The sequence below is a fragment of the Flagellimonas hadalis genome (genome assembly GCF_007785775.2).
Classification (GTDB): domain Bacteria; phylum Bacteroidota; class Bacteroidia; order Flavobacteriales; family Flavobacteriaceae; genus Flagellimonas; species Flagellimonas hadalis.
Window position 1 is genome coordinate 1 of the sequence record NZ_VNIK02000009.1, and the last position, 20,944, is coordinate 20,944.

A 20,944-nucleotide genomic window follows, 5' to 3' on the forward strand; every position below is an offset into this window, starting at 1 on the left:
GGAAACAATCACGTTGGCATTCCCGTCCTGACCGTTAGTGCCGTCCTGCCCAGCAGGTCCTTGCAGTCCCATTTCACCATTGATTCCATCCTTGCCATCTTCGCCAGAACAGGAGACCAAGGTGATGCCGAGCCCCAAGAAAAGTAAAAGGGCCAATTTTGATACATTTATAAGAGTTGTTTTCATAAAGTAAATATTGATTAGTAAAAATGAATATGAGGTTGGCATGAGTGGTTTATTTTGGCTTTTTCTTCTCGTCAGCAAACCTGGAAGAGCAATGAATTGATTTTAAACACACAATTCCAATATTTCCATTTGACCGAAGACTTATTGTTGAAATCCAAGTAAAGTTGCAGCCTCACTAAAACTTTCGGGCATGTTGTTGGTCAAATCATTGGCTTGGGCAATGTTGGCAGGGACAATTACATACTTAATCAAATAGTTATTGTTATTTTCCATTGAGGATACATTGATCGATTCACCTCTTATGACCAATCCGGGCACAAAAACGTTGGGATCGTTAGAGGTCACTGTATAAAAAAAGAGGCGTTCCGAACCGTCCTCGTGTGGAAGTGGTGTTGTGAAGGTTGCCAAACCGATATCACGCCTTAAATAAAGCAGAACGACTCCCCCTGTATCAAGGAACGTCGTGATGTCATTAATACCTGGTATTTCCCCGATGACCATTTCTCCCCAGGTAGGAGGTACATTGTTGTCTACACTGTCCCAAACAATTTGCATCCAATCGGAAACAATCACATTGGCACTTCCATCTTGACCCGGATTTCCTTGAGCCCCCTGTTCTCCTTGTGGCCCTTGTTCTCCTTGAGGCCCTTGTTCTCCTTGCGGGCCTTGCTCCCCAGGTACCCCTTGCTCTCCCTGAGGCCCTTGTTCTCCAGGTACTCCTTGAGGCCCTTGTGCCCCTTGAACTCCTTGGATTCCCATTTCTCCGTTGATTCCATCTGTACCATCTTCACCCGAACAGGAAACGATGAATATACCCATTCCCAGTAAAAGGAGAAGTGACATTTTTGATAGGTGTATAAGTGTTTTTTTCATAAATAAGATATAAGGTGTATATATAATGTGGGTAAGATTGGTTTAAAGATTAGTATTGGGATTTGTGTCAATACCTTACTAAGACCAAAATTAGAAACTGGTGTTGAGTATTTTTGGGCCAATTGACGGATGCCCCTTTTGAGTTGACGGATGTGCGGTTTGGAGAAGTGGAACTGGTTTTTATAGGGCAAGAAATAGACGTTCGTCGGAACCAATTTGGATTTTATGACAAATCTGTGAAAGGAATAAAATATCCTTATGACTAACCCAAACATGGACCATTGGGTTTCCCTCGTTGGTTTATGAAACGAAAAACAAGCACACATGAAAAAAGCATTCTTCACCCTTTTTTTGGCCATCGGGGTTTTGGCCCAAGCACAGACCGTTGATTACAATACCCAAAAGGGCTATGCTGCCAATGGATATGACGTGGTTTCCTATTTTTCAGGCAAGGCCCAAGAAGGTCGCAAGGAATACACGGCCGAGCATGATGGGATAAAATATAAGTTTATGAGCCAATCCAATATGGAAAAGTTCAAGACCAAACCTGAACTATATCTGCCCGAATATGGAGGCTATTGTGCCTATGCGGTAGCCGTATCTGGAAAAAAGGTAAAGGTGGACCCGGAAACTTTTGAGATCAGGGAAGGCAAACTGTACCTGTTCTACAACGCAGGCAATACCAATACGTTGGATTTATGGCTCCAAGAATCTCCAAATGACCTGAAAACCAAAGCGGACGAGAACTGGAAAAAAATCAAGAAGCCGTAACATTCCGAAGAAATCCAAGTCTAATATGCAGCTTGTTCCTGCATTTTGGAATTCCATTAACAACTAATCCCTTATATGCCCAACTACGCAAAAGTCTGTTTTTATGGTTTGTTGATCAGCTTCGTTGGGGCCTTGCCCTTTGGAACGCTCAACCTTACGGCTTTTGACATTGCGGCATCACAGGGTTTGATTTCGGCAATTTGGTTTGCCATGGCCGTGGTCTTGGTAGAGCTTTCAGTGGTCAGGATCACCCTCTACGGGAATGAAAGGTTCCACTTGGGAGCAAAAGCCCTGAAGTATATCCTTCCATTCGGGATTGTTTTTTTGCTCTATTTGTCCTTGTCCAGTTTTATGGAAATGGAGAGCGTTCCGGTAACCGGTTCCAAAGCGGATTTTTCCCCCCAGATAAAGTCAACCTTTGCATTGGGCCTACTGCTGAGCACACTGAACCCCTTGCAGTTTCCTTTTTGGTTGACTTGGAACAAAGCACTGGACCACAAAGGGATTTTACAGAGTTCGAACGGTCATTATGTGTCCTACATGCTGGGCATTGGATTGGGGACTCTCATCGGGTTGGGGATTTTTATCGTTGCGGGTAAGTTTCTTTTTGCCAACTACGGCCACTATCATGCCATTACAAATCTGTTGATGGGGTTGTTGTACCTTGGATTTTCTTTCTACCTTATGTTTCTATTCATCAAAAAACGAATTCATCATAAAATTGAGTAAGTATGTTCAAATCTTCTTTGGATACCCTTGAGCAGTTTAAGCACATCCTTTTGGAATTGCCGAAGGATTGCTATGCGCAGTCATGTAGTGTACTCTCCGACTCCAGTATTGGCCAGCATACACGCCATATCATTGAACTGTACCTTTGTTTGATCAATGGTTACGAGGCCGCCGATGTTTCCTATGATCGAAGGGAACGCAACCTGAAAATTGCTGAGGAGCTCCCCTTTGCCATTGAACAACTGAGTTGGATACAGGCCCGGTTGGAGCGCCCGAACAAGCCTATCAAGGTCAATTATGAACTGGGAGGGGAGGATCTCTGTTTGGAATCCAATTACCACAGGGAGGTGATGTACAACCTTGAACATACCATCCACCACCATGCGCTCATCAAAGTGGGCATCCAACATTTTACGGAAAAGCAGCTCCCAGAATCTTTCGGGGTGGCGCCATCTACCATACAATTTAGAAAAGCATGTGCACAGTAAGTTTTGTCCCTTCGGGGGATAAGTATATGATCACCTCCAACAGGGATGAGCATATCTCCCGCCCGTTGGCCCATGAACCCAAGGAAGAGACCTTAGGTTCCATGAAAGTGCTCTTTCCCAAAGATCCCAAGGCCGGGGGCACTTGGTTTGCCCTCAACGAAAATGGGGCCATTGCCGTGTTGCTGAACGGAGCCTTTGTCAAACACAGGTCCATTGGTGATTATGTGAAAAGTCGGGGGTTGGTCCTTTTGGACATCATTGGTGCCGAAGATCCCGTGGCCATGCTCTCAGAAATCGATCTTCATAACATAGAACCCTTCACCCTGGTGTTGTTCCATGTCCATTTGTTGGAATTCAGATGGGATGGTGGGCAAAAATATTTTAGGCCCTTGGACAAGACCAAAAGCCATATCTGGTCGTCTGTTACCTTGTATGATGATGCCGTTATCGGGCATCGGTCTTCGTTGTTCGATAAATTTATGAAAGGAACCCAGTCCGTTGACGCTTCGGATGTGGTGGATTTCCATACCAACAACAACGAGGATTTTGAGAATGGATTTGTGATAGATCGCAAAACCGGACTGAAGACCTTCAGTGTCACCCAGGCCATACTGGAACAGGAAGGACAGAACTTGCTGAAGCACATCGACCTGCTGAACGATAAGGTATTTGAGGTCTCTTTTTCATCGAACCAACTCACCGCTTGAAGAATGGTTTCCCTAAAATTGAAGTGGCACAAGCTCACCCACTGGGAATATTGGCCGTTGTGGGTCATTTATTATCCTCTGTTTCCAGTTTGGCTATACTATTCCCTAAAGGCAGGCTCCTTTTTCTTTTTCAATGCCGCCAATCCCAGCATGAAAAATGGGGGAATGGCCATGGAATCCAAAATGTCGATCTACGGGCTCATACCCCGGCAATATATTCCCAACACGGTGTTTCTTTCCAAGGATGAAGCCCCTGATGTGGCCTTGGGCCGGATACGGGCTTCGGGCATAACCTATCCCTTTATTGTCAAACCCGACATAGGCATGAAATCCTTCGGGGTGGAAAAAATACATGATGAGCTGCAGTTCAGGGAATATGTACGGAAAACCCCTTCACACTATCTGGCCCAGGAACTGATTCCCTATGGAAACGAAGTGGGTGTTTTTTATGTCCGAAAACCAGGAGAAGCCCTCGGAAAGGTTACTGGAATCGTGTCCAAGGAGTTTCTTTCCGTTGTTGGTGACGGAAAGAGCACAGTATTGGAACTCATCAAGAAAAACCCGAGAAGCCATCTCCAATTGCATAGATTGGAAAAAAAATTGGGGGAGCGATTATACACTGTTTTGGAAGAGGGTGATGAGTATATCCTGGTTCCCTACGGAAGTCACACAAGGGGTGCCAAATTTGTGGACATCAGCCATCAATTGAACGATGCACTCACCAAGACCATAAATGAAATCTGCACTCCCATGGAAGATTTTCATTACGGTAGGTTGGATGTGCTCTACCATACCTTTGATGACCTTTGCCAAGGCAAAAATTTCAGCGTGATCGAGATCAATGGGGCAGGGGGAGAGGCCACCCACATCTACGACCCCAAGCATTCATTGTGGTTTGCGTGGAAGGAGATCACACGGCATTGGGGCATGATGTGCGAGGTGAGCATGCTCAACCATCAAAAGGGGCATTCCTATTTGAGTTTCAGGGATGGAAGGGCCATGCTGCGGGAAAATGGAGTATTGCAGGCACAACTGGAGACCCTCTAAATGACTGTTTTACTTCTTGAACATAAAATAGACCGCCAAGATCAAAAAAATAAAGGAGATGATATGGTTTGCCCTAAATGTCTCCGTTTTGAAGACGACCAAGGTGAAGATGGCAAAGACCACCAAAGTGATGACTTCCTGGATCACTTTCAATTGAATAAGACTGAACGGTCCGCCGTTTTCCCGAAATCCGATCTTGTTCGCAGGTACTTGGAACATATATTCAAAAAGGGCAATTCCCCAACTGATCAGTACAATGGAAATCAGACCGAGTTTGTTGAACCATTTCCACTCGTGGAATTTGAGGTGACCGTACCAAGCAACCACCATAAAGGTATTGCTCAAAACCAACAGCCCGATGGTGGCAAGTGCTTTCATAGAAGTATACAGAGTTTGATGTGGATTGTATAGGCTAAGGTAAATCTTTGCCCGAATTTTTGCATGCTTGAATCTCTAATTTGGAAGTGACTTAAAACGAATACACTTACTTTGCGATTGATGCTCCTCTTTTTCCAATGGCATCCATAATGATGGGGGCATGGATACGGGAATTTTCGATGAACCATTTATGGGTCTCCATCCCGCCGCAGATCACCCCTGCCAGGAATAGTCCAGGCACATTGGTCTCCATGGTCTCGGGATCATAGGATGGAATTCGCTTTGCATCATCGGAAAGTGCAATGCCCAGCTTTTCCAAAAAAGCAAAATTGGGCATGTAGCCGGTCAGTGCAAGGACAAAATCGTTTTCCAAAATGGTCTCTCCCTCTGGGGTATCGATGATGATTTCCTTCGGAGTGATCTCTTTCACCGTGCTGTTGTAATACGCCTTGATGCTGCCTTCCTCGATTCGGTTGATGATGTCCGGACGCACCCAATATTTTACCCTTGGACCCACTTCGGGCCCGCGAATGATAAGAGTGACCTCTGCACCCTTCCGCCAGCATTCGAGAGCGGCATCGATGGCAGAATTGCTGGCCCCGATAACGGCCAGTTTCTGACTGGCATAAAAATGGGGGTCCTTATAATAATGGGATACTTTGGGCAAATCTTCACCAGGCACGTTTATCCGGTTGGGCAAATCGTAGAAACCTGTCGCCAAGACCACATTTTTGGCTCTATACCGGTCTTTGTCAGTGTCCAATTGGAACCAGTCCCCCTCTTTTTCCACCGAAATGACCTTTTCAAACAGATGGATGTCCAGATTATTGGAGGTGACTATCCGCCGATAGTATTCCAATGCTTCATTGCGCTTGGGTTTGGCCTCCTTGCTGATAAAGGGGATACCATCTATTTCCAATTTTTCCGAAGAGGAAAAAAATTGCATGTTGATGGGGTAATTGAACAGTGAGTTGACAATGGGCCCTTTCTCGATGATGATATAGCTGAGGCCTCTTTTTTTGGCCTCCAGCCCGCAGGCAATGCCAATGGGTCCGCCTCCAATGATGGCAACATCAAAATCCTGCATTATAGTGTTCTTTCTTTTAGATCTTTGATGGTCTCTGTCGGATTTTTACTTTTGAACACAAAACTGCCGGCCACCAAAACATCGGCGCCATGTTCCACCAGTTTCTTGGCATTGGCAGCATTCACGCCCCCGTCGATCTCGATTAGGGTATTTGCATTTTTTCGTTGGATCAGATTCTTCAGGTCTTTCACCTTTTGATAGGTGTTCTCAATGAACGATTGTCCCCCAAAACCGGGGTTTACGCTCATCACGAGCACAATATCGATATCTTGGATGGTATCTTCCAATAGGTTGATGGACGTGTGCGGGTTGATGGCCACCCCGGCCTTCATGCCCTCTGCCTTTATGGCCTGCAAAGTCCTGTGCAAATGGGGGCAAACCTCATAGTGCACGGTAAGATGGTCCACACCCAGTTCCGCAAAGGTTTTGATGTAACGGTCGGGATCCATGATCATCAAATGGGTGTCCAATGGCTTTTTGGCATGTTTGGCAATGGCTTCCACCACGGGCATCCCGAAGGAAATATTGGGAACGAACATCCCGTCCATGATGTCCAAATGGAACCAATCGGCCTCACTTTGGTTCACCATTTCGATATCACGTTGCAAATTGGCAAAATCAGAGGCCAGTAACGAAGGGGCGATTATTGTCTTGTCCATGGTGCAAAGTTAGCCAATTACAAGGTTCCTATAAATGAAAAAACTCCGGTAATCAGCCGGAGTTTATTCATCAATCAAAAAACGAACAGTCATGATTAACTGTTGTAGGTACACAAATTACAACTTTCCTGCCAAAAAAACAATTTAAGGTATGTTTAACTGTAATTTATTGTGTTTTTTTAGCACTTTATCCCAGATATGTCTTTAAAATCTTACTTCTGGAGGTGTGTTTTAGCCTTCGGATGGCCTTTTCCTTGATCTGGCGTACCCTTTCCCTGGTCAGGTCAAAAGTCTCACCGATCTCTTCCAAGGTCATGGAATGTTGTCCGGCCAAACCGAAATAAAGCCTGATAACATCGGCCTCCCTAGGGGTCAAGGTCTCCAAGGCACGCTCGATTTCCGTGCGCAGGGATTCGTGCAAAAGTTCCTTGTCCGGGTTGGGGGACTCCCCACTTCGCAATACATCATAGAGGTTGGAATCCTCACCATCGATCAAAGGGGCGTCCATGGATACGTGACGGCCTGAATTTTTCAGGGATTGCTTCACATCTTCCACGGTCATGTCCAATTCTTTGGCAATTTCCTCGGCAGATGGGGTACGTTCGTGCGCTTGCTCCAAGAAAGCAAAGGTCTTGTTGATCTTGTTGATGGAGCCGATTTTGTTCAAGGGCAGACGTACGATCCTGGACTGTTCTGCCAAGGCCTGAAGAATGGACTGGCGGATCCACCAAACGGCGTATGAAATAAATTTAAATCCACGGGTCTCGTCAAAACGCTGTGCGGCCTTGATCAATCCCAAGTTCCCTTCGTTGATCAAATCGGGAAGGGTGAGTCCTTGGTTTTGGTATTGCTTGGCCACGGAAACGACGAACCTAAGGTTGGCTTTGGTCAATTTTTCCAGAGCCACTTGGTCTCCCGCCTTTATCCGTTGTGCCAACTCCACTTCCTCATCGGCGGTGATCAGATCCACCTTGCCGATTTCCTGCAAATATTTGTCCAACGAAGCGGTTTCCCTATTGGTAACCTGTTTTGTAATCTTTAACTGTCTCATCTAAAAATTTTCCCTTCAAATTAAGTTTGTGAGCAGAGGCTCATTAGGTTATACGTTGAAAAATTTAAAAAGTTACATTTTGGTAAAATTTCTTTGTGAAAGTTTTCTAAAAACGAAAAAAACCCTGGGAATATTTCCCCAGGGTTTTTCTTATAATATGAAAGTTGACTTAGTCCCTTCTGGGCTTTCTGTCACGATCGCCACCTCTGCGGTCACGGTCACCACCTCTTCGGTCGCCACCTCTTCTGTCACCACCACGATCATCTCTTGGAGGTCTTTCTTTATAACCTTCCGGTTTGGGCAACAAGGCCTTTCTGGACACTTTTTCCTTTTTGGTCCTTGGGTCGATACCTAAGTATTTCACGTCAAAGACATCTCCCATGTTGACCACGTCGGAAACATTTTCAGTACGCTCCCAGGCCAATTCGGACACGTGGAGCAATACTTCGTTGCCAGGAGCCTCGGTGTATTCCACCACGGCGCCAAATTCCAACATCTTGATGACCTTCACTTCGTAAACGCTGCCCACTTCAGGCTTGAACATCAACGAGTCTATTTTGGCCAATACCATATTGATGCCATCTTGGTCGGTACCCAAAATTTCCACAATACCTTCTTCGGTATCGGGATCTTCGTTGATGACAATCGTGGTCTTGGATTTCTTCTGAAGGTCTTGGATCACCTCTCCACCTTTACCGATCAGTGCACCGATGAACTCACCAGGAATGATTCGGGTAATGATTTTTGGAGCGTAAGGTTTCACCTCTGGCCTTGGGGCTGCGATCGTGTCGATCAATTCTTTCAGGATATGCAACCTTCCATCCTTGGCCTGCATCAAAGCCTTTACCAAGATTTCGTAGGAAAGTCCTTTTACCTTGATGTCCATCTGGCAAGCGGTGATACCATCTGCGGTACCGGTCACTTTAAAGTCCATATCGCCCAAGTGGTCCTCATCACCCAATATATCGGAAAGAACGGCATACTTGCCACTTTCGGTATCAGTGATCAATCCCATGGCGATTCCGGAAACGGGTTTTTTCAACTGAATACCGGCATCCATCAATGCCATGGTGCCCGAACAAACGGTGGCCATGGAAGAGGAACCGTTGGATTCCAATACTTCGGAAACCACACGAACGGTGTATGGGCAATCGGCAGGGATCATGCCCTTTAGGGCACGTTGTGCCAAGTTACCGTGTCCAACCTCTCTACGGGAGGTACCTCGGATGGGTCTTGCCTCCCCTGTTGAGAAAGGAGGGAAGTTGTAGTGCAGGTAGAATGTCTCCTCACCTTCGTAGGAGGGCATGTCGATTTGATTTGCCTCTCTGGAAGTTCCCAAGGTCACTGTTGCCAATGCCTGTGTTTCCCCTCTGGTGAAGATGGACGAACCATGCACGGATGGCAAGTAATCCACTTCGCACCAAATAGGGCGGATGTCGGTGGTTTTCCTTCCATCCAAACGAAGGCCTTCTTCCAGGGTAAGGTTCCTGACAGCCTCTTTTTCAGCTTTGTGATAATATTTGGAAACCAATCCGCCAATTTCTTCCAATTCCTCTTCGGAAAAAGCGGCCTTGATTTCTTCCTTGATATTGGCAAAGGCCTCACTGCGTTCTTTTTTGGAAGAACCGGCCTTGGCCACTTCATAGACCTTGTCATAGGCCATGTCATGGATTTTCTTCTGAAGCGCTTCGTCTTCAACGGCCTGTTCGTACTCTCTGGTTTCTTTTTTACCAACGGCTTCGGCCAATCTGACCTGTGCGGCGCATTGTACCTTGATGGCTTCGTGGGCAAATTTGATGGCCTCTACCATTTCCTCTTCGGAAATTTCTCCCATCTCGCCTTCCACCATCATCACGGAATCTTCGGAAGCACCGATCACCATGTCGATGTCGGACTCCTTCAATTGTGCCATGGTAGGGTTGATAACGAACTCACCGTTCACCCGGCCTACACGGACCTCGGAAATCGGGCATTCAAAGGGAATATCGGACAATTGGATGGCTGCGGATGCGGCCAATCCTGCCATGGCATCCGGCATTACCTCTTCGTCGTGCGACATCAATTGGATCATGACCTGGGTCTCCGCATGGTAATCTTTGGGGAACAAAGGGCGCAAAACCCTGTCCACCAATCGCATGGTAAGCACTTCACCATCGCTGGGCCTTGCTTCACGCTTGAAGAAACCACCGGGGTAGCGACCTGCGGCGGCAAATTTTTCACGATAATCTACGGTAAGTGGCAAAAAGTCCACATCCGAAGCTTGATAATTGGAGACAACTGTACATAGCAACATACATTTGCCTGATTGGACAACCACAGAGCCATGGGCCTGTTTTGCCAATTTTCCGGTTTCGATAGAAATCGTTCTACCGTCACCAAGGTCGATGACCTCTCTAAAAACTTTTGGAATCATAAAAATAATCTTACCCGATCAATGATGATTCGGGTCGTTAAACATTTGGTCTACCGCCATCCGGGCGGTCGGGTTGTGTTGTTGTTGTGTGCCAAGGGCACTGACCAATGAAAAACTATAAGTAGCTTTTTGTGTTTGCCCGATTTTTGGATCGGGACTTGAAAAAACTGGAATAAATCCAGTAAAATAAAAAGGGGAAGCCAAGGCCTCCCCTTCCATTTTTATTTTCGGATACCCAACTCTTTGATGAGAATACGGTACTTTTCAATATCTTTTTTCTTCAGATAGTCCAAAAGACTACGTCTTTTACCTACCAGTCTTACCAAGGAACGCTCGGTATTGTAATCTTTGTGGTTCCTTTTAAGGTGTTCTGTCAAGTGGTTGATACGGTGCGTGAACAGTGCAATCTGCCCTTCCGTAGAACCGGTGTTGCTCTCAGAGCCGCCGTGTTTCTTGAAAATATCGGCTTTTACTTCTTTGGTTAAATACATTCCAATATTTATTTAAATGATTTTTATGTATCGATCGACCTTCGATCAGCGCGCAAAGATAATTCTTTTTTTGGACTAAGGAGCGAATATGCCCGTTTTTACGACCTGATGGGTTGATTGGTGATCAAATCAATGTAAAGGTTGACATTTTTCTTCAAATCCCTACGATGGGTGATAAAATCCAAAAATCCGTGTTCCTTTAGGAATTCAGCGGTCTGGAAACCATCCGGAAGGTCTTTTCCTGTGGTATCCTTGACCACCCTTGGTCCTGCAAATCCGATCAAGGCACCAGGCTCAGAAATATTGATGTCCCCCAACATGGCATAGGATGCGGTGGTCCCACCCGTGGTAGGGTCCGTACACAAGGAGATGTAGGGTATTTTGGCCTCGGCCAATTGGGCCAGTTTAGCGGATGTTTTTGCCAACTGCATCAAGGACAGCGCAGCTTCCATCATACGGGCACCCCCGGATTTGGAGATCATCAGGAACGGGATCTTCTTCTTCATGGACACGTCAATGGCGCGTGAGATTTTTTCACCTACCACACTGCCCATGGAGCCTCCAATGAAAGCAAAGTCCATACAGGAAACCACCAGTTCCTTTCCCATCGACTTGCCCACGGCACTCCTGACGGCATCTTTCAGGCCCGTTTTTTGTTCTGCGGCCTTCAGGCGTTCGGAATATTTTTTGGTGTCCACGAATTTTAAGGGATCCTTCGACTTTAGGTTGGCATCCAGTTCCTTGAACTTGTTGTCATCAAAAAGGATTTCAAAGTATTCCTTGCTCCCGATCCTGACATGGTAGTCGTCTTCGGGACTGACATAGAAGTTTTTGGCGAGGTCCTCGGACTCTACGATCTTTCCTGTGGGGGATTTGTACCATAGCCCTTTCGGGGTGTCCTTTTTCTCCTCGGTTGCTGTCTGTATTCCTTTTTCCTTTCTTTTAAACCAAGACGACATGTAATCAATATTTAGTTAGATGAGGACTTAGATTTACAGCGTATTTACGTTGTTCAGGTCTTCAAAAGCTTTTTTCAGGCGTGCAATGAAGGTTTTTTCACCTTCCCTCAACCAAACCCTTGGGTCGTAATATTTTTTATTGGGCTGGTCATCTCCTTCAGGATTTCCGATCTGGGCCTGAAGGTAGGCCGATTTGTTCTGTACATAATCCCTTACCCCTTCCAAAAAGGCGTATTGGAGGTCGGTATCGATGTTCATTTTGATGACCCCATATCCGATGGCTTCCCTGATCTCTTCCAAAGTGGAACCTGACCCACCGTGGAAAACAAAATCGATATGGTTGTGTTCCACACCGTATTTTTCCGAAATATATTCTTGTGAGTTTCTCAAAATCTTTGGGGTCAGTTTTACGTTTCCAGGTTTGTAGACCCCGTGCACGTTGCCGAAAGCTGCCGCTATGGTGAACCTATGGCTGATTTTTGAAAGCTCTTCATAGGCATAGGCCACTTCTTCGGGCTGGGTGTAGAGTTTGGAATCGTCCACATCGGAGTTGTCCACGCCGTCCTCTTCACCTCCGGTGATACCCAATTCGATTTCGAGGGTCATGCCCATTTTGCTCATTCGCTTCAGGTATTCCTTGCAGAGTTCGATGTTCTCTTCCAAAGGTTCTTCGGAAAGATCGATCATGTGTGAACTGTACAAAGGTTTCCCTGTGGCCTTGAAATGTGCTTCGCTGGCATCCAAAAGCCCATCGATCCAAGGCAACAATTTTTTGGCGCAGTGGTCGGTATGAAGGATAACGGTTGCCCCATAGGCCTCGGCCAGTTGGTGCACGTGCTTTGCACCGGCAATCCCTCCAAGGATGGCCGCTTTTTGACCTTCATTGGAAAGTCCCTTGCCGGCATTGAACTGTGCCCCTCCATTGGAAAACTGGATGATGACCGGAGAATTTAGTGTGGCAGCCGTTTCCATTACTGCATTGATGGTGTCAGATCCAATCACGTTTACCGCGGGCAGTGCGTAGCCGTTTTCCTTTGCGTGTTTGAAAATTGCCTGTACTTCATCACCGGTAGCAACGCCGGGTTTAATGTTATGGGACATAGTTTAAGATGGTTTCGAGTTAAAATAGGGAACAAAAGTAATAAAATATTTCCTCTAGAAAGGATAATTGATCCCTATATTGAGGACCGCATTCCTGAAGTTATATTCGTTGAACCAACGATCGGACCCCACTCTTGCAGGATTGTAGGTCTTGAACCCGACATCCAAACGGAACACAAAATAGGTGAAGTCATAACGAAGGCCCAGTCCCGTGCCCAGCGCTATATCTGCCAATGATGAGATTCCTTGAAATATGGCATCGGGGTTACTTTCGTTGTCAAAAACGTTCCAGATGTTGCCCGCATCCGCAAAGAAAGCCCCTTTTACGTCCCCGGCAATGGGGAATCGATATTCCACGTTGAAGGCCATTTTCAGGTTGGCCTCGTTGAAATCGTTGATGTTGCTGGTCTTCCCGGGTCCAAGTTCGTAGGCGTTCCATGCCCTGTTGTCGTTGGAACCCCCTGCAAAATAACTCCTCACAAAGGGAATGTTGTCCGAATTTCCATAGGGAACCGCCATGCCCAAAAAGCTCCTGAACGCGATCACCTGTGAATCGCCGATTTCCCAATGCCGAATATAGTCGAACTCCGACTTGATGTATTGGGAAAACGGAACCCCGAACACCAAAAGTTGTCCATTGTCATTTTTGTTATAGGGCACAATGTTGGACATGAGCGACAGGACGTTCCCGGCACTTTCCAATTTGATACGGTATTGGTAAAAATCGTTGTCATTGATGCCCGACTTGCTGTTCTTGGTATGGGTAAAGTTACTGGCAAAGATCAGGTTGTTGTCCGTCAATCGTCTTCTGCGCTCCGCAATGCTGTTCACCTCGTCCAACTGATCGGGTGACAGTCCGGTGATATTCCCATCCAGGGCATCCTGTACAAAGGTGTTTGCACCTTCAGGGATGGTGAGGCGAAGGGAATCGACATTATTGTCAACAATTTCAAAAAGATCTGCATATTGCGGGTCGTCCTGAAAATCATCCGCAATGTTGTCCAGGTTGGAAAAGGTGTTGCGGTACACATTGTAGAAGTTGTCGGGGTTCACGTTGCGCACAAACTCCACGTTCAACAGTTCAAGGTTGTTCTTCAGCCTGTCCGTTGGGGACCAGTTGTACGATAATATGGAATTCAGCGATTGTTTGTCCAGCCCAATGTTCCTCTGGAAATTGGTACCGGCCAATAGCCTGCTCTGTGGCAACATATAGCCGGGGATTATTTTCTCTGTATTGAAAGGGAACCAGATCCTTGGGAAGGTGATGTTGATGTCCCCGCCAAGTTCCGAAGTGAAGGTTTCATTGGAGAGCGACGCATCGCTCAAAAGACCGATAGATCCCCTTGCCGAAATGTTCAAAGTCTCCGCGCCTCCAAATACATTCCGCGTGATCACAGATGTACTGAAAGCCGTTCCCACTTGTTGGATATTGGAATGTGTGACATCAAAATTCAGGTTCAACGAGAATTTGGGCTTTGCGGCCAAATAGATATTGGAAACCAGCTCCGTTTGGGTGGAATCTGCAATAAATTCAATGTTGGGGTACTTAAAGGTGTTCAGGTTGGTAATCTGTCTGTAGGTCCTGATCCGGTCCAAGTCCCTATAGATGCTGTCTTTTTGAAAGAAAATGGCATCGGTGAGCGCTTTGGGCCTGTACCTGAGTTTATCATTATAATGAATGGTGTAATTTTCGTAATCCAACGTTTTTAGGGAATCAGGGCCGCCATTTATGGTGTGATCCGCATAAATGTTGATTTTTTTGAGACGGGCTATCCTATAGGGCGCATTGGTGTCGGAACTGTCCGTGGTGCTCCTGAACTTTTTGATGTTCAGTTGCACGTCCATGAGCTGGTCATCGGCACTTTTGATGGTGTCCCTTAAAATATCGTAATTGATGGAGCTTTCCTGAAAGTTATAGACCCCCGAATTCCTAAAAAGGGTGGTCAACCGTTCCCGCTCCAAGGTGAAGTTGTTCAGGTCGAACTGATCCCCTTTTTTTACATAACTCCGTCTGGCGGAAATGTTGTAGATGGAATCAAGTTCGGGCGAGGTGATGTTTTTCTGGACGGTATCAATGATGTAGGGTTTGTTCAGGGTCATGTTGTATTCCACCTCGGCCTTTCTGTTTTTTTTGCCCTCGACTATTTCATAAGAACCATTGTTGTTGAAATACCCCTTGCTGTTGTAGTAGGCTTCCAACCGCTCAACGGACTTTCGGGTAAGCGAGGTGTCGATGACCACCGGTGGCTCGCCGACCCGCTCCAGAAATTCACTGGCCCCTTTTACGATGAAGGATTCCTGCAATCGGTTCACTTGTTTTTGGGAAAGGAGGTTGTTCAGGCGCTTTTCCCTTTTTTCCTTTCTGTGCAACCAGTCTTGGAACGAAGAATCGGGATTTTCCTTGGCGAGATTGTACAGGTTCAGGCGGAGGGGATAACCAAGGACACTGCTGTTGGGTTTTTGGGAAATGAGGCCTTTGATCTCGCTCGTGGAGACTTTCTCCTCATTCACATAAATGGAGTTTTTGGTAAGCAATAATTCATCTTCCCCCACCTTTTTGAGCGTATTGCAACCCATTGTGCTCAACATAAGCAACAATAGCCCTATTTTTGCACGGTTGCCCATTAGACCTAAAGAACCCCTCATAGACGCCAAAAATACACGATTTAGATGGTTACAAAAAACCAAATTAAACTAGTTGTAAACCTAAAGCAAAAAAAGTACCGAACTCAACACGGACTCTTTGTGGTTGAAGGTGAAAAATTGGTGAAAGAGTTGCTGCAGGCGGGCGTGGCACCGTTCAAAATTTTAGTGGATGGGACATGGAAGGGGAGTGGGCTTGGGGAAACAGAACTCGTTTCCGGGGCCATTCTGAAACAGATGAGCAGTTTGAAACAGCCCAACGGGGTACTGGGGGTGTTTCATATGCCCAAGCTGCTAAAAACAGAAGTGTCGGATTGGGTAGTGGTCTTGGATGCCGTGCGCGATCCGGGCAACTTGGGGACCATCATACGCTTGTGCGACTGGTTTGGGATACGGCAATTGGTATGTTCGGAGGACACGGTGGATTGTTACAACCCGAAGGTGCTTCAGGCCACTATGGGTTCCATAGCAAGGGTAAACATAGTTTATACTCCTCTTCATGAATTTTTGAAAAGTGCCGATCAACCCGTTTTTGGTGCTTTCATGGATGGTGAACCGGTGTATGGGAAAGCACTTCCTTCCAAAGGTGTTTTGGTGATGGGCAATGAGGCCAATGGCATTTCCGATGAGGTAGGTGCGTGGGTCACGGAGCGGATCTCCATTCCGCAGTTCGGGGGCGACACCGCCGAAAGCTTGAACGTGGCCACTGCCACTGCGATCCTTCTCAATGAAATAAGGAGGTAGTTGGATTTTTAGATGATTGGATTCTTGGACTTACAGAAGTATAAATATTCAATAATCCAGTTTATTCAAACGTAAAATTGATGAAGATGCCCCGCGTCCGCATGGCATTGATGTTCCCCGTCCATGGACTGTTGGGGTCGTTGTCAGGGACGAGTTCATCCGTAAGGGCAAAAACACCCCTTATCGAAGGCGAGAACTTAAAATATTCCGTGTAAAAATCGATGCCGAAGCCCAATTCATAGCCATAGACGTTTTTCTTCATACGGAACTCCCCACTGCTGTTGTCGTCCAAACTGTCCTCTTTGCTCCCAAGGTTCATCGAAGTGTAAACACCGCCCACGATAAAGGGTTTCCAGTTACCGATCCTTTTGGTGCTGGCCTTCAGCAAAAGAGGAAAGCGGATGTAGGTGGAGCGCACTTCGCGAATGGCATCGGCCTGGGTGGTGAAGCCAGGGAATCCAAGGGTGCGTGCGGTATACAGGAGGCCCGGTTCAAAACGGGCATCCAGAAATTCGTTGATGCGCAACTCGCCGATCAAACCTACATTGAACCCAAAACTCTTGTCGACCAAGATGTCCCGGCCCACATCGTCCTTGTACTCGAACTGAAAATCATATTGGTTAAAACCCAGATAATAGCCCCAGTTCAAAAATCTTTTGTCCTCGTTCTGAAGGTTGAGAATGGGATCTTCCCCAAATTGTGCGTTGGATTTTGGACTTGTCAGGATCAGCAGCCCAAACAGGATAAGGACGTTTTTCATCAAACTATTTTGTGGCGACATAGATGGAGGCTACTCCCAACGTCTGGGGTTTGTTCTCTATTCCTATAAACCCAATTTTGGCCAAAATATTGTTGAAGGCCTGCCCATGTGGAAAAACCGAGGCGGATTCACATAGATAAGAGTAGGCCGAGCGGTCTTTGGAAAAGATCTTTCCAATCAGGGGAAGGATGTATTTGGTATAGATGCGATATCCTTGCTTGAACGGGGTCTTGGTGGGTACCGAAGTTTCTAAAATGACCAGATTTCCCCCTTTTTTCAGTACCCTTCGTATTTCTTCCAGTCCTTTTTCGAGGTTTTCAAAGTTCCGGACCCCGAAGGCCACCGTCACGGCATCAAAGGAATTGTCCTCAAAAGGAAGGTTCTCGCTGTCGCCCACCACCATTTCGATGGTGTCCTGCAGTTTTTTTCTCGAAACCTTTTCCTTTCCCACCTCCAGCATTCCGGGGGAGAGATCCAGGCCAATGATTTTCTCCGCACCCGTGGGAGCCAGGGCTATGGCAAGGTCACCCGTGCCGGTTGCAATGTCCAGAATGGTTTTTGGGGATTTTTCCTTTAAAAAGGAAACAATGCGCTTGCGCCATTTAATGTCGGTGCCAAAGGAAATCACCCTGTTCAGTCCATCATAATCTTCGGAAATGTTATCGAACATTTGCCTAACTTGCTCTTTTTTTCCCAGTCCGGATTCTTTATAGGGGGTCACTTTTTCTGACATGGCTTTTATTTGCTGGCAAATATACAACTTAGCCATCTGGGAGGAAGACAAAAATATTTGTGTAATTTTGCCGAGGAATAGCGGAAACTTTCCGTATTATGTTAATAGTATGTCATTTAGACTTCAATGACCATTTTGTGGCGTACAAGGCGGAATTATTTGGAAACACATCTTATTCTAATCAATGAGGATCATTATTGCAGGAGCTGGTGAGGTAGGCTTTCATTTGGCAAAACTTTTGTCCTATGAGGCCCAGGATATTACATTGATCGACACGGACAAGGAGAAACTGTCCTACGCGGACAACCATTTGGACATACGTGTCCTGAGGGGGGATGCCACTTCCATCCAAGTGTTGCAGGATGCCGATGTGGACGGTTCGGATTTGGTGATTGGGGTCACGGCCTCGGAAACCACGAACCTTACCCTTTGCCTATTGGCCAAACAATTGGGCTGCAAAAGGACCATGGCCCGGATATCCAACACGGAATTCATGGACAATCGGGACATCCTCAAGTTTGAAGAGTTGGGAATTGATGAGCTTATCTCCCCAGAGCGTTTGGCCGCCATGGAAATCCAGTTGATGTTGAACCAGTCGGCCTTCAACGACACTTATGAATTTGAAGGCGGTGTGTTGACCATGTTCGGTGTGATTCTGCCCAAGACCGCACCCTTTGTGGGCAAAATGGTCAAGGAGGCTGCCCGCATTTTCCCGGAACTGCACTTTATGCCCATTGCGTTGCAGCGGATGGGCACGCAATTTACCCTCATTCCACGCGGGGATACCGTTTTCAAGGAAGGGGATCAAGTCTATTTCATCACTTCGGACAAAGGGGTGGAGGAACTGTACAAACTCACTGGCATGCAGAAGCAGGAGATCAAGAACGTGATGATCTTGGGTGGGAGCAAGGTCGGTTTCAAGACTGCACGGGACCTCTGCAGCAAAAAATTCAATGTCAAACTGATAGAAAAGAACAAAGAAAAGGCGTTCGACATTGCCGATGAGCTTCCCCATGCGCTGGTCATCAATGGGGATGGTAGGAACGTGGAGCTTTTGGAGGAGGAGAGCCTCGAGTCCATGGATGCCTTCATTGCCGTCACCGGAAACTCGGAGACCAATATCATGTCCTGTCTGGTGGCCAAGAACAAAAAGATAAAAAAGACCATAGCCTTGGTGGAGAACATGGATTATTTCCAGTTGTCACATTCCATTGGGGTGGATACGCTCATCAATAAAAAGCTGTTGGCCGCCAACAGCATATTCCGGTACATTCGAAAAGGTGAAGTGCTGGCATTGACCCGTCTCAACAACCTCAATGCAGAGATATTGGAGTTTGAAGTGAAGGCTACCTCATTGGTGAACGGCGAGATCATCAAAGAACTGAACTTTCCACGCGAAGCGAGCATAGGAGGGGTAATCCGAAATGGAGAGGGTATCATCGCCCTTGGAGATTTTAGAATAACCCAAGGGGACAAAGTAGTGGTCTGTTGCCTGCCCAAGGCCATACCCAAGATAGAAAAGCTGTTCCTGTAATGAGGCTCAACACACGAATCATTATCCATATTATGGGGCTTTTGCTCCTTTGTAACGGCTCTTTCATGCTTTTGGCCGCTTTTGCCAGTGCCATTTATAAGGATGGGGCGACGTTGGATATTGCTCTTGCCGCCATTGTTACCATGCTTTTTGGGATCATGGCCATGTTCTATACCCGAGGGCATAAAAAGGAAGTGAAGCGAAAAGAAGGGTATATCGTGGTGACCTTCGGATGGATCGTGATGTCCATTTCCGGGATGTTGCCCTATCTTTTTTCAGCGTCCATCCCTTCCATTACCGATGCCTTTTTTGAGACCATTTCGGGCTATACCACTACCGGGGCCTCCATTTTGGATGATATTGAGGTACTTCCCGAAGGAATCTTGCTTTGGCGGAGCCTTACCCACTGGATAGGAGGTATGGGGATCATTGTGCTGGCCATAGCCATTTTGCCATTGTTGGGTATCGGGGGCATGCAGTTGTTCGCGGCGGAAGCACCCGGCCCGGGAGGTGACAAACTACATCCAAGGATCACGGACACGGCCAAACGACTTTGGCTCATCTATTTTGGATATACGGTATTGGAGACACTATTGTTGAAATTGGCGGGTATGACCTTTTTTGATGCGATCAACCATTCTTTGGCGACCATGTCCACAGGTGGTTTTTCTACTAAAAATGCCAGTTTGGCCTATTGGAACCACCAACCCATCATCCAATACATCACCATTCTCTTCATGTTCTTGGCAGGTAGCAATTTTGTATTGAGCTATTTTGCGTTAACAGGAAGGGTGCAGCGCATTTTGAAAGATGAGGAATTCAAATATTACCTTTGGTTTATATTGATCTTCAGTATTTTATCGGCATTTGGAATTTATTTTAAGGCTGATGTTGCCATTTCTGAGTACCATCCTATGATCTGGGGCGAGGCAGAAAGTGCCTTTAGGCATGCACTTTTTCAAGTCGTCTCGGTCATCACCACAACGGGTTTTGTGTCTGCCGATTTCACGGCTTGGACACCCTTTTTGACCGTTCTCTTTTTTGGATTGATGTTCTTGGGAGGCTCGGCAGGCTCCACGGCAGGGGGCATCAAGGTGATGCGTCACTTGATCATCATCAAAAATGGTGTTCTGGAGTTCAAACGGACCTTGCACCCCAATGCGATCATCCCTGTGCGTTACAATGAAAAGACGGTGACAGAGCACATCGTGTACAATGTGATCGCTTTTTTTGTGCTCTACATGTTGCTTTTCATCATAGGGTCACTGGTACTGGGCTTTTTGGGCCTTGACTTTATCTCCGCAGTGGGCGGAGCAGCCTCTTCATTGGGCAATGTGGGCCCTGCTTTTGGGGATTTGAACCCTGTGAGCAACTACAACAGTCTTCCCCCGGCAGGAAAATGGTGGTGCGGTTTTTTGATGTTGTTGGGCCGTTTGGAACTATTCACCGTATTGATTTTACTTACCCCATATTTTTGGAGAAAGACCTGATTGGCTAAGATGCTGTCAGTTCAAGTTTTTTTCAAAGAAAAAAGTATCGAGAACAAGTATTTCCTTTAGGAATTTACCATTCTCGATACCCACTTTTTGT

General features: G+C 46.5%; 22 protein-coding genes and 1 pseudogene. 8 read left to right on the plus strand and 15 right to left on the minus strand.

What is annotated here, in order from left to right:
- The 3 genes and pseudogenes from FOT42_RS12910 to FOT42_RS18355 all read right to left on the minus strand — a co-directional run.
- Positions 1-186: pseudogene (locus FOT42_RS12910) on the minus strand (hypothetical protein); the annotation flags it as partial.
- Between the two features lie 141 nt (positions 187-327).
- On the minus strand, positions 328-759 hold the full coding sequence (locus FOT42_RS18350) for a hypothetical protein (protein ID WP_226789891.1): 432 nt from the start codon (positions 757-759) through the stop codon (positions 328-330).
- Complete coding sequence (locus FOT42_RS18355; protein WP_226789892.1) at positions 756-962, minus strand: hypothetical protein; 207 nt, start codon at positions 960-962, stop codon at positions 756-758. Before FOT42_RS18355 ends, FOT42_RS18350 begins: the two co-directional genes overlap by 4 nt.
- Before the next feature lie 421 nt (positions 963-1,383).
- Here FOT42_RS18355 and FOT42_RS12920 point away from each other — a divergent pair, with 421 nt between their 5' ends.
- From FOT42_RS12920 to FOT42_RS12940, 5 genes are all read left to right on the plus strand, one after another.
- Entirely contained in the window at positions 1,384-1,830 is a 447-nt protein-coding gene (locus tag FOT42_RS12920; RefSeq protein WP_151890970.1) for a YHS domain-containing (seleno)protein, read from the plus strand.
- A gap of 75 nt (positions 1,831-1,905) precedes the next feature.
- A complete protein-coding gene (locus FOT42_RS12925) occupies positions 1,906-2,559 on the plus strand; it encodes a LysE family transporter (RefSeq protein WP_151890971.1) in 654 nt (217 codons plus the stop codon).
- A gap of 2 nt (positions 2,560-2,561) precedes the next feature.
- A complete protein-coding gene (locus FOT42_RS12930; RefSeq protein ID WP_151890972.1) occupies positions 2,562-3,047 on the plus strand; it encodes a DinB family protein in 486 nt (161 codons plus the stop codon).
- On the plus strand, positions 3,035-3,754 hold the full coding sequence (locus tag FOT42_RS12935; protein ID WP_151890973.1) for an NRDE family protein: 720 nt from the start codon (positions 3,035-3,037) through the stop codon (positions 3,752-3,754). The genes FOT42_RS12930 and FOT42_RS12935 overlap by 13 nt, the downstream gene beginning before the upstream one ends.
- 3 nt (positions 3,755-3,757) lie before the next feature.
- On the plus strand, positions 3,758-4,801 hold the full coding sequence (locus tag FOT42_RS12940; protein ID WP_151890974.1) for an ATP-grasp domain-containing protein: 1,044 nt from the start codon (positions 3,758-3,760) through the stop codon (positions 4,799-4,801).
- A 9-nt stretch (positions 4,802-4,810) separates the two neighbouring features.
- Here the strand turns inward: FOT42_RS12940 and FOT42_RS12945 are convergent, their stop codons facing one another.
- The 10 genes from FOT42_RS12945 to tamL all read right to left on the minus strand — a co-directional run bounded on the left by FOT42_RS12945 (position 4,811) and on the right by tamL (position 15,586).
- Positions 4,811-5,179: a DMT family protein gene (locus FOT42_RS12945; RefSeq protein ID WP_151890975.1), complete on the minus strand. Its 369-nt coding sequence runs from the start codon at positions 5,177-5,179 to the stop codon at positions 4,811-4,813.
- Positions 5,180-5,285: 106 nt separating this feature from the next.
- Positions 5,286-6,266: a YpdA family putative bacillithiol disulfide reductase gene (locus tag FOT42_RS12950; RefSeq protein WP_151890976.1), complete on the minus strand. Its 981-nt coding sequence runs from the start codon at positions 6,264-6,266 to the stop codon at positions 5,286-5,288.
- A complete protein-coding gene (rpe, locus tag FOT42_RS12955; RefSeq protein WP_151890977.1) occupies positions 6,266-6,925 on the minus strand; it encodes a ribulose-phosphate 3-epimerase in 660 nt (219 codons plus the stop codon). Before rpe ends, FOT42_RS12950 begins: the two co-directional genes overlap by 1 nt.
- A 187-nt stretch (positions 6,926-7,112) precedes the next feature.
- Positions 7,113-7,976, minus strand: a complete 864-nt coding sequence (locus FOT42_RS12960; RefSeq protein WP_072878578.1) for a sigma-70 family RNA polymerase sigma factor — start codon at positions 7,974-7,976, stop codon at positions 7,113-7,115.
- 169 nt (positions 7,977-8,145) lie between these two features.
- Complete coding sequence (locus FOT42_RS12965) at positions 8,146-10,389, minus strand: polyribonucleotide nucleotidyltransferase (protein ID WP_151890978.1); 2,244 nt, start codon at positions 10,387-10,389, stop codon at positions 8,146-8,148.
- A gap of 18 nt (positions 10,390-10,407) precedes the next feature.
- The gene (locus FOT42_RS12970; protein WP_151890979.1) at positions 10,408-10,608 is read right to left on the minus strand and encodes a hypothetical protein; all 201 of its coding nucleotides are present in this window, start codon (positions 10,606-10,608) and stop codon (positions 10,408-10,410) included.
- Between the two features lie 2 nt (positions 10,609-10,610).
- Complete coding sequence (gene rpsO / locus FOT42_RS12975; RefSeq protein WP_151890980.1) at positions 10,611-10,880, minus strand: 30S ribosomal protein S15; 270 nt, start codon at positions 10,878-10,880, stop codon at positions 10,611-10,613.
- A 98-nt stretch (positions 10,881-10,978) separates the two neighbouring features.
- Complete coding sequence (gene accD / locus FOT42_RS12980; RefSeq protein WP_151890981.1) at positions 10,979-11,839, minus strand: acetyl-CoA carboxylase, carboxyltransferase subunit beta; 861 nt, start codon at positions 11,837-11,839, stop codon at positions 10,979-10,981.
- Between the two features lie 33 nt (positions 11,840-11,872).
- Positions 11,873-12,940 carry a class II fructose-bisphosphate aldolase gene (gene fbaA / locus FOT42_RS12985; RefSeq protein ID WP_151890982.1) on the minus strand — a complete coding sequence of 356 codons (1,068 nt, stop codon included), beginning with the start codon at positions 12,938-12,940 and terminating at the stop codon, positions 11,873-11,875.
- A 54-nt stretch (positions 12,941-12,994) separates the two neighbouring features.
- A complete protein-coding gene (gene tamL / locus FOT42_RS12990) occupies positions 12,995-15,586 on the minus strand; it encodes a translocation and assembly module lipoprotein TamL (RefSeq protein WP_151891089.1) in 2,592 nt (863 codons plus the stop codon).
- A 24-nt stretch (positions 15,587-15,610) separates the two neighbouring features.
- On the opposite strand from tamL, the gene FOT42_RS12995 reads away from it, so the two are divergent.
- Entirely contained in the window at positions 15,611-16,327 is a 717-nt protein-coding gene (locus FOT42_RS12995; protein WP_151890983.1) for a TrmH family RNA methyltransferase, read from the plus strand.
- A gap of 61 nt (positions 16,328-16,388) precedes the next feature.
- Here the strand turns inward: FOT42_RS12995 and porT are convergent, their stop codons facing one another.
- Both porT and ubiE read right to left on the minus strand, forming a co-directional pair.
- Positions 16,389-17,087, minus strand: a complete 699-nt coding sequence (gene porT / locus FOT42_RS13000) for a type IX secretion/gliding motility protein PorT/SprT (RefSeq protein ID WP_151890984.1) — start codon at positions 17,085-17,087, stop codon at positions 16,389-16,391.
- Positions 17,088-17,091: 4 nt separating this feature from the next.
- Complete coding sequence (gene ubiE / locus FOT42_RS13005) at positions 17,092-17,820, minus strand: bifunctional demethylmenaquinone methyltransferase/2-methoxy-6-polyprenyl-1,4-benzoquinol methylase UbiE (RefSeq protein ID WP_151890985.1); 729 nt, start codon at positions 17,818-17,820, stop codon at positions 17,092-17,094.
- A 184-nt stretch (positions 17,821-18,004) separates the two neighbouring features.
- Here ubiE and trkA point away from each other — a divergent pair, with 184 nt between their 5' ends.
- Together trkA and FOT42_RS13015 are read left to right on the plus strand one after the other, a co-directional pair.
- Entirely contained in the window at positions 18,005-19,354 is a 1,350-nt protein-coding gene (gene trkA / locus FOT42_RS13010) for a Trk system potassium transporter TrkA (protein ID WP_151890986.1), read from the plus strand.
- Positions 19,354-20,844 carry a TrkH family potassium uptake protein gene (locus FOT42_RS13015; protein WP_151890987.1) on the plus strand — a complete coding sequence of 497 codons (1,491 nt, stop codon included), beginning with the start codon at positions 19,354-19,356 and terminating at the stop codon, positions 20,842-20,844. The genes trkA and FOT42_RS13015 overlap by 1 nt, the downstream gene beginning before the upstream one ends.
- Positions 20,845-20,944: the final 100 nt, after the last annotated feature.